We start from the raw sequence: 11,503 nt of genomic DNA, 5'->3' as shown, positions 1-11,503 counted from the left end.
GTAGGATTACCAGGCTGAGCCGGGTACATTAGCTGCTGTTTTAAGCATTAACCCCTTGAAACAAAGGGTTTGGAGCCATGGTGCAGTTAACCAAACCAAGCGCGACACGTGCACACGTGTCGCACCAAAGCGCTTATCATAGCGGACCCGTCAACCCCCTGACAGAGCAATGCGCCCAAGGCGGCACTGCCATCAGCGCCTGACGGCATTCGGTACGACGACCCTTGCAGCGGCCTGTCCCGCACTTGGCCAGCCCCACGAAAACGGAACCTCTCCCCGATGATCAAACTGCACACCAACTACGGCGTCATCACCGTCAACCTGTTCGAAGACAAGGCACCGGAAACCACTGCCAACTTCAAGGAATACGTGAAGAGCGGTCACTACGACGGCACCATCTTCCACCGCGTGATCAGCAACTTCATGATCCAGGGCGGCGGTTTCGAGTCTGGCATGAAGCAGAAGCCGACTCGCGCCCCTATCAAGAACGAGGCCAACAATGGCCTGTCGAACAAGACCGGCACCCTGGCCATGGCCCGCACCATGGAGCCGCACTCTGCCTCCGCGCAGTTCTTCATCAACGTGAAGGACAACGACTTCCTCGACCACAGCGCGCCAACCGTTCAGGGCTGGGGTTACGCCGTGTTCGGCGAGGTGACCGAAGGCATGGACGTGGTCGAGAAGATCAAGGCCGTGGCGACCACCATGAAATCCGGTCACCAGGACGTTCCAGTGGAAGACGTGGTGATCGAGAAAGCGGAAATCGTCGAGTAGTCGCGAGTGATCCTGCTGATCTCCGATCTGCACCTGGAAGAGGAACGCCCGGACATTACCCGGGCGTTTCTGCATTTTCTCGCCACTCGCGCGCGCCAGGCCGAAGCGCTGTACATACTCGGCGACTTTTTTGAGGTCTGGATCGGCGACGATGCCATGACACCCTTCCAGCAATCGATCGCCGACGCGTTACGCGCCCTGAGCGAACGCGGTACGCGCATTTACCTGATGCACGGCAACCGTGACTTCATGCTGGGCAAGGGCTTCTGCCGCGCGGCTGGCTGTACGCTGCTGGGCGACCCGAGTGTGGTCGAGCTCGGCGGTGAGCGCGTCCTTCTGATGCATGGCGACAGCCTGTGCACCCGCGACGAAGGCTACATGCGGCTACGGCGTTTGCTGCGCAATCCGCTCAGCCTGTTCATCCTGCGTAATCTGCCGCTGTCCACTCGCCGAAAACTCGCGCGCAAGCTGCGCAATGAAAGTCGCACCCAGACGCGCATGAAGGCTTCGGACATAATCGATGTCACCCCGGAGCTGATCCCTCGAGTACTCGCCGAGCATGGCGTGCGGACCCTGATCCATGGCCACACCCATCGCCCCGCGACACACGAACTGGAAGTCGACGGCCGCCCGGCACGGCGCATCGTGCTCGGCGACTGGGACCAGCAAGGCTGGGCGCTACAGGCCGACGAGAGCGGCTTTCAGCAAGCCCCGTTCGATCTGAACTAAGCCGCCAGCGGCACGCCGCTGTGAAAGCGAAACTCGGCGTCCGGGCTTTCGATGAGTTCGCGCTCGCGTTCACGTACCCGAATGATCGCCGTATCGACATCGGCCGCATCGCCATATTGGTACGCCAGCTTGAGATAGTCCTGAAAGTGCCGCGCTTCCGACTTGAGCAGCCCGTGATAGAACTTGCCCAGCTCCTCATCCAGATGCGGCACCAACATGGCGAAACGCTCACAGGAGCGTGCCTCGATAAAGGCACCGATCACCAGCGTATCAGTCAGCCGGTACGGCTCATGATTGCGTACGAGTTCGCGCAGGCCGGCTGCATAGCGTGACGACCCAACGTTCCGCAGCTGGATCTCTCGTCGGCGAACGATTGCCAGTACCTGCTCGAAATGACGCAGCTCCTCACGGGCGAGGCGCGACATCTTGTTCTGCAGGTCCGGTTTGTCAACGTAGCGGAACATCAACTGGAACGCCGCACCTGCCGCCTTCTTCTCGCAGTTTCCATGATCAATGAGCATCACATCCTGATTCTGCAACGCTGCATCCACCCATGCGGCGGGTGTGGCACAACCGAGGAATTCGTTGAGATCAGGAAGCATGTCTAGCCTTGCATATTCAGGAACTTAATAAGCCGACAGTTAAATGGCACCGCCGGACACCGGACGGGCATTATTGCGAATGCCGCGCGGAGCAGCCAGCCTTGCTTGATATACATCACGGCCGGCATCGCAGGCTTGTCTATAGTTGACCAACCTGAATCTGGAAATGGAGCCGATCATGCAAGCCATTCGCTGCATCCTCGTGGTAATTGACCCGAACCAGCCGCAAGAGCTGGCACTCAAACGTGCGCGACTGATCGCAAGTGTCAGCCAGTCCCGCCTGCACCTGCTGGTGTGCGATACCAAGCACGACCACGGTGCCCACCTGACCGCACTGAGCGAACAGCTGGCTAGCGAGGGCCATCAGGTGTCCACCCAGCAGGCGTGGCACGAGAGCATCCATCAGACCATCATCAACGTGCAGCAGGCCGAAGGTTGCGGGTTGGTGGTCAAGCAGCACGTGCCGGACAACCCCCTCAAGCGCGCCCTGCTCACTCCCGAGGACTGGAAGCTGCTGCGTTATTGCCCCAGCCCGGTGCTGATGGTGAAAACTGACAAGCCATGGACAGGTGGAAACATTCTCGCCGCGGTGGACGTCGGCAACGCCGATCTGGAACACCGCACGCTGCACGCGACCATCATCAATCACGGCTACGAGATCGCCAGCCTCGCCGACGGCAAGCTGCACGTCATCAGTGCGCATCCTTCAGCGATGCTTTCCGCCGCCGACCCGGCGTTCCAACTCAAGGAAACCATCGAAGCTCGGTATAGAGATGCCTGCAAGCAGTTCCAGGAAGAGTTTCAGATTCCTGACGCTCAGCTACATGTCGAGGAAGGCCCTGCCGATGCGCTGATTCCGCGCGTTTGCCACCAGCTCAAGGCCGTCGTCACAGTGATCGGCACGGTGGCGAGGACCGGATTCTCTGGCGCGCTGATGGGTAACACTGCCGAGGTGGTGCTCGACACGCTGGAAAGCGATGTCCTGGTACTCAAGCCCAACGACATCATCGATCACCTCGAAGACCTGGTTCGCCACTGAGTCAGACCGCTCCGAACGAAAGCGCTGCCCCGTGGGCTTCATCAGACCCTGAAGTCGATACCTTCCGCTAGAAAGCGTGGCGCGATGTAGCGCTCGTAATGAGCCTCGGAAAGCAGGAAGAACTCCTGATCGATCGCGTCGCGCAGTTCAGGCAGCGGTCGATCACGGAATTCGGGTAGCAAAGCAACGCCATAGGCTTCGAGCTGCTGAATCAGCCGCGCACCGCGCGCGATCAACTGATAGGCCCAGCAGTAGGGAGACTGCTCCACTACAAAGCGGATCTGCCGAGCCTCCAGCTGCTGGCGCAACAGCTGAGCATCGAACACTTCGAGTTTGGCCGTCATGACCTGCGCCAGGAGGATTTCCAGACGCCGCCATACCGCCCGCTTTTCCTCTTCGCCATAGGCGTTCCAGTTAACCACCTCATGATGGAATCGCTTGCACCCACGGCAGACGATATCGCCGTACACCGTCGAGCACAGACCAATGCAAGGGGTTTTGATGCGCTGTGAGGACATGACCGAAGCAGGTTGATGGCGGGCCGAGCATCTTAGACTTTTGTCCTACCAGGGTCATCCTTGTTTAAAGCGTGGCCCCCTCTGGCGCCGCCACAAGCCCAGGCCCCGCGGGCCCGAGCGAAATCTTTTCACGCAAGCTCACGACGCCTTGGCGGCGGCCGTCGCTGGCGCTCGACTTAACTTTTTGGGCCATTTCCAGTAGTATCGGCCCGCCGTTTTTGGCGCCACATTCCATACGAAGCTGTTTTCAAAGCGTCACGAGCACAGTTGAACCGGCTGCGTGCCGGATGCGCAGATTTATCTTTACCCTGCCCATCCGGCCTCGCCCGCCCGGCGTAAAACTTTGAAAACAGCTTCCGGATGCGCGTCCCGAAACACCCAAGGGACCAATGATGAGGGTAAAAACTGTGCTTGAAGCCTATCGCAAACACGTAGAAGAGCGTGCCGCCCAGGGCGTCGTGCCCCAGCCGCTGAACGCCGAGCAAACCGCAGGCCTGGTTGAGCTGCTGAAGAATCCGCCAGCCGGCGAAGAAGAATTCCTCGTTGACCTAATCACCAACCGCGTCCCCGCTGGCGTCGACGAAGCCGCCTACGTCAAGGCCGGCTTCCTGTCCGCCCTGGCCAAAGGTGAAACCTCCTCGCCATTGCTGAGCAAGCAGCGCGCTGTCGAACTGCTGGGCACCATGCAGGGCGGCTACAACATCGCCACTCTGGTCGAGCTGCTGGATAACGCCGAACTGGCCGCTGTTGCCGCCGAGCAACTGAAGCACACCCTGCTGATGTTCGACGCTTTCCACGACGTGGCCGAAAAAGCCAAGGCCGGTAACGAGCATGCCAAGGCTGTGATGCAGTCCTGGGCCGAAGGCGAGTGGTTCACCAACCGCCCGGCAGTTGCCGAAAAAGTTTCCCTGTCCGTATTCAAGGTCACTGGCGAAACCAACACCGACGATCTGTCGCCTGCTCCAGACGCCTGGTCGCGCCCTGACATCCCGCTGCACGCGCTGGCCATGCTGAAAATGGCCCGTGACGGCATCAACCCGGACGTACCGGGCTCGGTCGGCCCAATCAAGCAGATGGAAGAACTGAAAGCTAAGGGCTTCCCAGTTGCTTATGTCGGCGACGTGGTCGGTACCGGCTCCTCGCGCAAGTCGGCCACCAACTCCGTGCTGTGGTTCTTCGGTGACGACATCCCGAACGTGCCGAACAAGCGCGCCGGTGGCTTCTGCTTCGGCACAAAGATCGCCCCGATCTTCTACAACACCATGGAAGATGCCGGTGCCCTGCCGATCGAATTCGACTGCAGCAACCTGGCCATGGGCGACGTGATCGACGTCTATCCATACGCTGGCAAGGTTTGCAAGCACGGCACCGATGAAGTCGTCACCACTTTCGAACTGAAGACCGACGTCCTGCTGGACGAAGTCCGTGCTGGCGGTCGTATTCCGCTGATCATCGGCCGCGGCCTGACCGAGAAGGCCCGCGCCGAGCTGGGTCTGGCACCGTCCACCCTGTTCAAGAAGCCGGAAGCGCCGACTGACAGTGGCAAAGGTTTCACCCTCGCGCAGAAGATGGTCGGTCGCGCCTGCGGCTTGCCGGAAGGCAAGGGCGTTCGTCCGGGCACCTACTGCGAACCGAAGATGACCACCGTCGGCTCGCAGGACACCACTGGCCCGATGACTCGCGACGAGCTGAAAGACCTGGCTTGCCTGGGCTTCTCCGCCGATCTGGTCATGCAGTCGTTCTGCCACACCGCTGCCTATCCAAAGCCGATCGACGTCAACACCCACCACACCCTGCCGGACTTCATCATGAACCGCAGCGGCGTGTCCCTGCGTCCGGGCGACGGCATCATCCACAGCTGGCTGAACCGCATGCTGCTGCCGGATACCGTTGGTACCGGTGGTGACTCGCACACCCGCTTCCCGATCGGCATCTCCTTCCCGGCCGGCTCCGGCCTGGTCGCCTTCGCCGCCGCCACTGGCGTTATGCCGCTGGACATGCCGGAATCCGTACTGGTGCGTTTCAAGGGCCAGATGCAGCCCGGCATCACCCTGCGTGACCTGGTTCATGCCATCCCCTACTACGCCATCCAGCAGGGTCTGCTGACTGTCGAGAAGAAGGGCAAGAAGAACATCTTCTCCGGTCGCATTCTCGAGATCGAAGGTCTCAACCAACTGACCGTGGAGCAGGCATTCGAGCTGTCCGACGCCTCCGCCGAGCGTTCGGCTGCCGGCTGCACCATCAAGCTGCCGGAAGACTCGATCGCCGAGTACCTGAAGTCCAACATCACCATGCTGCGCTGGATGATCAGCGAAGGTTACGGTGATGCCCGCACCCTGGAGCGCCGCGCTCAAGCGATGGAAGCGTGGGTCGCCGATCCGAAGCTGCTGGAAGCAGATAAGGACGCCGAATACGCTGCGGTGATCGAAATCGACCTGGCCGAAGTGAAAGAGCCCGTGCTCTGCGCGCCGAACGACCCGGACGATGCCCGCCTGCTGTCCACCGTTGCTGGCGAGAAGATCGACGAAGTCTTCATCGGCTCCTGCATGACCAACATCGGCCACTTCCGCGCTGCCGGCAAGCTGCTCGACAAGGTCAAGGGTGGCATTCCGACCCGTCTGTGGCTGGCTCCGCCGACCAAGATGGACGCTCATCAGCTGACCGAGGAAGGCTATTACGGCATCTACGGCAAGGCTGGCGCGCGCATGGAAATGCCGGGCTGCTCGCTGTGCATGGGTAACCAGGCTCGCGTGCAAACCGGTTCCACTGTGGTCTCTACCTCCACTCGTAACTTCCCGAATCGTCTGGGTGACGCCACTAACGTCTACCTGGCTTCGGCAGAGCTGGCGGCAGTAGCGTCCATCACCGGCAAGCTGCCGACCGTCGAGGAGTACATGGAATACGCGAAGAACATCGACAGCATGGCTGCCGATATCTATCGCTACCTGTCTTTCGACCAGATCGCCGAATTCCGTGACGCTGCGGAGAAGGCCAAGATCAAGGTCGTCGAAGTCTGATGACGCCGTAAGGCAATAAAAAAACCCCGCCTCGGCGGGGTTTTTTATTGCCTCCATCGCCGCTGCCCCCTTCGCCAATCAGAGCGGCGACCAACGCCTGCACACGCACGCTGCTACAGCAATGCGCACCGGCCACACCTGCCATCACCGCGCAGCACAGCCGCAGAAAAAACGCCATCGGGAAAAAGGGATTGCCACTAGAGATAGTCTTTTCCCACAGACAAAGAAAAGCCCGGACTAGCCGGGCTCTTCTAGGCGTAGCTAACTCAGATTACTGAACCTGAGCTTCCACTTCTGCTTCAACGCGACGGTTGATCTGACGACCTTCCTCAGTGGCGTTGTCGGCAACCGGACGGGACTCACCGTAACCTGCGGAGTTCACGCGGCCACCCTCAACACCGTATTCGTTGACCAGAACGTTGCGCACTGCTTCGGCACGACGCTCGGACAGACGCTGGTTGTACTGGTCAGTACCAACGGAGTCAGTGTGACCTTCAACAGTGGTGTTGGTCTGCGGGTACTGCTGCATGAAGTCAGCGAGGTTCTTGATGTCGCTGTAGCTTTCTTCACGAACGCGCGACTTGTCGAAATCGAACTTGACGTCCAGTTCGACACGGACCAGCTCAGGAGCAGGCTCTGGTTCGTTGTCGACAATCGGAGCCGGAGCCGGCTCTGGAGTCGGCTCGACTGCTGCAACCTCGCGAGCACCACCACCGAAGTTCAGACCGACACCAACACCAGCCATCCACTCAGCCTCGTCTGCATCGATGTTGTACATGCCGTCGACGCTGGCCTTGGCAAAGAAGTTCTCGGTGAAGTAGTACTTGAGACCGGTACCAACATTAGCGAAGGTGCTGCTGTCACGACCGCCACGAGTCGCCTGGCCGATGCTCTGATGAGCCACACCAGCGGAGACGTACGGACGCAGGCCTACGCCTGGCGCGCCGAAGTGGTAGGCAGCATCCAGCGAAGTAAGGCTACCCTTGATGTTCTTGTGGCTGCCATCGGCGCCGACCGGATCCTTGGAGGTCAGGTCATGGTATTCGCCGTAGGACAGGCCCAGGGAAACATCGTCGGTAAGGAAGTAGCTGGCGCCAGCGCCATAAAGCTCGCCGTCACGCTGCACGTCACGCGAGCTATCGGTGAAATAGTGCTTACCGAACGCTTCCACCTCTACGGCGCCCTGTCCTTGGGCCAGCGCGCTGAGAGAAGTGGCGGCAACCATCGAACCGATAACGACGCCTAAGGTGTTTTTAAGTTTCATCCGTAAATCCCCATCTGGTGGTTAGAATCAGAACAATCTAAGGAAACCGGCTGTCTGTATGCCCAAGCTGTTCGCAAGGTATAAGACAAGTTTCCAGGATTAAGTTTCAGTAGTATCGGAAAATTTTTCCCGCAGCTTATCGAGCGCACGCTTGTATCGCATCTTCGTTGCACTCAAACCCATATGCATGATGTCCGCGATTTCTTGAAACTCAAGTTCAGCAACAAAACGCAACACCAGTATCTCTCGATCGATCGGATTCACATGCACGAGCCACCGGTCGAGCCCAGTCTTCTCCTCGATTCTCGGCGCCTTCTCGTCGGATGCCTCTTCAAGCGGGTCGAGGCTGAGTGCGTCAAGCAAACGCCGCTTGCGGCGCTCCTTACGATATTGAGTAATGCATTCGTTATAAGTGATGCTATATAGCCACGTCTTGAATTTCGATTTGCCCTCGAAGTTTTTCAGCCCATATAAAACCTTGAGCATAACTTCCTGACATACATCGTCGGCGTCCCGCTCGTTCCCCAAGTAACGCGCACATACATTGAACAGTGTGCGCTGATATCGCCGCATAAGCTCTTCATATGCGCGCGTTATATGAAATAGTTCGACATGAGCATGCTGCACCAGCTCTTCGTCGGTGAGCTGGCGAGGGTCGTAGCGCGATATGGACGATGGGGTTTTAGTCAAGACGCTTCGAGCCGGCAGTCGGAGGCACGGCCACCATTAAGGAAACCGGAAAAAAGGCGACGTACTTTACCAGAATCGCAAGGCTAACGGCTGCCGACGCGTTGTTCGAGCAGTACTCTGTTAGCGACAGAGGTCAGTTCGCCGTCGTCGGTCAGTAGCAATGTCTTGACCGTTCCGATTTCCTCGATCTGTCCTTCGATATCCGCCAGGCACACGCGCTGCCCTACCTCGTAAAGCTCACGCACATAGATGCCAGCCAGTATCTGCGATACCAGCTCGCGACTGCCGAGTCCAAACGCAAGCGCAACTGCCAAGCCGACGGTGATCAGCACGATGGCGATGACATAGTTGAGGAGTTCGGTCTTGACCTCGAGCTGCCCGATCGCAACGGAGATGCTGATGATGATCACGAGCCCCTGCGCCATCCGCGCCAGGCCGTTGGCATAGTCCAGCCCGACACTCTCGGCAGCGCCACGCACCAGGCCGCTGAGCAACTGCGCCAAGAGCACGCCTGCTAGCAGAATCAGTGCCGCGCCAAAGACTTTAGGTACGTAGAGGGCCAGCATATCCAGCGTTGCCGACACTCGCTCAAGCCCCAGCGATTCAGCGGCTGAAACCAGAAAAATGAGCAGCACAAACCAGTACACGACCTTGCCGATCAGCGCGGAAACCGGAATGCGGATCCCCGCCCGCCCCAGCAGCTTGGTCAGACCGGTACCCGCCATCAGCCGGTCCAGGCCCACCTTGGCAAGCACTTTGGAAAGCAGGGTGTCGAGGAGCTTTGCGACGACGAAACCAAGCAGGACGACGACCAATGCGCCGAACAATCGGGGAATGAACGCGGCGACGGAAGCCCAAAGGGAGCTCATCGCCGACAACAGACTCTGGGTCCAGGGATCGAATTCCATGATCAATCAGCCTTATCGAACGAACAGTTAGGTGTTTCTCGGCGAGAAACCGGAGCGACATGACCTGAGCCGCTGTTGACTGCGATCATCAAGGCCTGCAGCCAGTGACCGATCAGTGCAAACAGGTCACCGGCACCAACCTGCCGGTTGGCCGTTTTCAACACACGGCCCAGACAAGCGTCGTCATCATGAACCGAGGGCTTGTTGAGCAGATCGCGCAGGGATTCTTCGAAGGGATCGCGCATGCAAACCTCGCTAAAGTATGTGGTCTAGACGGCTTACGGTTAGGTGGGAGTCACATTCACACCCAACGCAGGCGGCGCAGTATCCACCATTGCAACAGCGCAACGCCGCCGATGAGCAGGCAGGCAACGACGAACCCGTAGGAAAACTCGGCCCCGGGAATACCACCAACATTGATCCCCAGCAGCCCAGTCAGGAAGCTGAGCGGCAGAAAAAAGCCGGTAATTATAGCCAGCAGGTACATGGTGCGGTTCATCCGCTCGCTCAGCCTGCGATGCTCCGACTCCAACACCAGATTCACGCGCTCGCGGACCATCTCAAGTTCTTCCAGATAACGGATGAGCCGGTTACTCAGCTCGTTCCAGTATTCCGTGTCATCCTCGGCGAACCAGCTAGGTTCATTACGCGTCATCTGGCCGTAGAGCTCGCGCTGCGGCAGCAGGAAGCGCCGCAGGCTCGCGGCCTGCCGGCGCAAGGAAAGCATCGAAGCATGTTCCAGGGTGTATTGCTCATCTCCCTCGAGCCGCTCTTCCACGGTGTCAATGCGCTCGGCCAGCTGAGTGACCAGATCATCGACTCGCTCTGTCATCGCCTCTGCCAGATAGAGCAGCAGTTCAGAGGTCGATTTCGGCCCCCTACCTTCCGACAGCAATCGAATCACTACTTCGGTGGAGCGCAGCGGCCGAAGTCGAAGCGAAATGACCCGCTTTTGATCGGCGAATACGCGCACGGAAACCATGTCTTCCGGCTCGGCATCGGGGTTCAGATTCACCCCCCGCAAGAACAGCAAGAGCCCTTCCTGCGGCAGCGCCAAGACGCGCGGGCGCGTGTTCTCCTCAAGCAGCACATCGCAAGCGAACCCACTGAGCCCGCTTTGCCTGCGCAGCCAATCCTGCGCCTGGGGCTGACCACGATCCCAGTGCAGCCAGATGCTCTCATTGGCCGCAAGCTGCAGCTCAGGCAGATCGCTATAGCCAATCTGGCGAGCCCCACCGCTGCCATCGAGAACAAAGGCGTGGATCAGCCCGCGCTGTTCGCTTTCGGTTTCCCGCATCTATCCGTTCCGTCGCTGGTCATGAAAAGCCCGGCATCGCCGGGCTCAGGAGTGATGGCACGCACAGCCGTTAGAGCCGGCTTTACTCCGGCATGGAAAGCGGCTCAGGCGACACGATGATGCCGTTGTTATCGGCGTATACGTATTCACCGGGACGGAACGTCACACCGCAAAACGTCACCGGAACGTTGAGATCACCGATGCCGCGCTTGTCGGTCTTCATGGGATGACTGGCCAGGGCCTGAACGCCAAGCTCGGTCTGCGCGAGAACATCGACGTCACGAACGCAACCGTAGATAACCAGACCTTCCCAACCATTGCGTGCGGCTTTCTCGGCAAGCATGTCACCCAGCAGCGCACGACGCAGCGAGCCGCCGCCATCGACCACCAGCACCTTGCCCGTACCGTCGACGTCGACCTGGTCCTTGACCAGCGAATTGTCCTCGAAACACTTGATGGTCACGATCTCGCCACCGAAGGAATCGCGACCACCGAAGTTGCTGAACAGCGGCTCGACGACCTGCACCAGGTCCGGATAGGCATCGCACAGATCAGGCGTGACGTATTGCATGGGAAACTCCTTCTGCTTGGAAATTACGGCGACATCCAGCGTACAGCCATATAGGCGCGCATATTAGCCGCTGGACGCTCTAGGCGGAACGAAA

General features: G+C 59.3%; 12 protein-coding genes. 4 read left to right on the top strand and 8 right to left on the bottom strand.

All coding sequences use genetic code 11. The features are described 5' to 3' along the window. Window positions 1-279: 279 nt before the first annotated feature. The gene (locus tag RT582_RS20635) at window positions 280-774 is read left to right on the top strand and encodes a peptidylprolyl isomerase (protein ID WP_003300175.1); all 495 of its coding nucleotides are present in this window, start codon (window positions 280-282) and stop codon (window positions 772-774) included. Between the two features lie 6 nt (window positions 775-780). Then, window positions 781-1,503 (top strand): UDP-2,3-diacylglucosamine diphosphatase, encoded by a 723-nt coding sequence (gene lpxH / locus RT582_RS20630; RefSeq protein ID WP_125861961.1) that lies wholly within the window; start codon window positions 781-783, stop codon window positions 1,501-1,503. Here lpxH and miaE read toward each other — a convergent pair. Continuing rightward, window positions 1,500-2,105: a tRNA-(ms[2]io[6]A)-hydroxylase gene (gene miaE, locus RT582_RS20625; RefSeq protein ID WP_044314721.1), complete on the bottom strand. Its 606-nt coding sequence runs from the start codon at window positions 2,103-2,105 to the stop codon at window positions 1,500-1,502. The two genes, lpxH and miaE, sit on opposite strands and share 4 nt — an antisense overlap. Window positions 2,106-2,283: 178 nt before the next feature. Between miaE and RT582_RS20620 the strand changes: the two genes are divergently transcribed. Then, window positions 2,284-3,144, top strand: coding sequence for a universal stress protein (locus RT582_RS20620; RefSeq protein WP_041014010.1), 861 nt, complete (start codon window positions 2,284-2,286; stop codon window positions 3,142-3,144). Between the two features lie 41 nt (window positions 3,145-3,185). On the opposite strand, the gene RT582_RS20615 is transcribed toward RT582_RS20620, so the two are convergent. Beyond that, window positions 3,186-3,662, bottom strand: coding sequence for a DUF1289 domain-containing protein (locus RT582_RS20615; protein ID WP_031297307.1), 477 nt, complete (start codon window positions 3,660-3,662; stop codon window positions 3,186-3,188). A gap of 407 nt (window positions 3,663-4,069) precedes the next feature. On the opposite strand from RT582_RS20615, the gene acnB reads away from it, so the two are divergent. Then, the gene (gene acnB / locus RT582_RS20610) at window positions 4,070-6,679 is read left to right on the top strand and encodes a bifunctional aconitate hydratase 2/2-methylisocitrate dehydratase (protein WP_313479673.1); all 2,610 of its coding nucleotides are present in this window, start codon (window positions 4,070-4,072) and stop codon (window positions 6,677-6,679) included. Window positions 6,680-6,950: 271 nt separating this feature from the next. Here the strand turns inward: acnB and RT582_RS20605 are convergent, their stop codons facing one another. From RT582_RS20605 to rraA, 6 genes are all read right to left on the bottom strand, one after another. Continuing rightward, on the bottom strand, window positions 6,951-7,943 hold the full coding sequence (locus RT582_RS20605) for an OmpA family protein (protein WP_014820307.1): 993 nt from the start codon (window positions 7,941-7,943) through the stop codon (window positions 6,951-6,953). A 99-nt stretch (window positions 7,944-8,042) separates the two neighbouring features. Continuing rightward, window positions 8,043-8,633: an RNA polymerase sigma factor SigX gene (gene sigX, locus RT582_RS20600; protein ID WP_014820308.1), complete on the bottom strand. Its 591-nt coding sequence runs from the start codon at window positions 8,631-8,633 to the stop codon at window positions 8,043-8,045. An 83-nt stretch (window positions 8,634-8,716) separates the two neighbouring features. Then, a complete protein-coding gene (locus RT582_RS20595) occupies window positions 8,717-9,541 on the bottom strand; it encodes a mechanosensitive ion channel family protein (RefSeq protein WP_014820309.1) in 825 nt (274 codons plus the stop codon). Between the two features lie 2 nt (window positions 9,542-9,543). Further along, window positions 9,544-9,786, bottom strand: coding sequence for a hypothetical protein (locus RT582_RS20590; protein ID WP_014820310.1), 243 nt, complete (start codon window positions 9,784-9,786; stop codon window positions 9,544-9,546). Window positions 9,787-9,842: 56 nt separating this feature from the next. Then, on the bottom strand, window positions 9,843-10,838 hold the full coding sequence (locus RT582_RS20585; protein WP_313479669.1) for a zinc transporter ZntB: 996 nt from the start codon (window positions 10,836-10,838) through the stop codon (window positions 9,843-9,845). 82 nt (window positions 10,839-10,920) lie between these two features. After that, a complete protein-coding gene (gene rraA, locus RT582_RS20580; protein WP_014820312.1) occupies window positions 10,921-11,409 on the bottom strand; it encodes a ribonuclease E activity regulator RraA in 489 nt (162 codons plus the stop codon). Window positions 11,410-11,503 lie beyond the last annotated feature (94 nt).

The organism is Stutzerimonas kunmingensis, assembly GCF_032106285.1.
In the GTDB taxonomy this organism is placed as follows: domain Bacteria; phylum Pseudomonadota; class Gammaproteobacteria; order Pseudomonadales; family Pseudomonadaceae; genus Stutzerimonas; species Stutzerimonas kunmingensis_B.
Note: the sequence above shows the minus strand (reverse complement) of the source record. Positions and strands in the feature narration are given on the sequence as shown.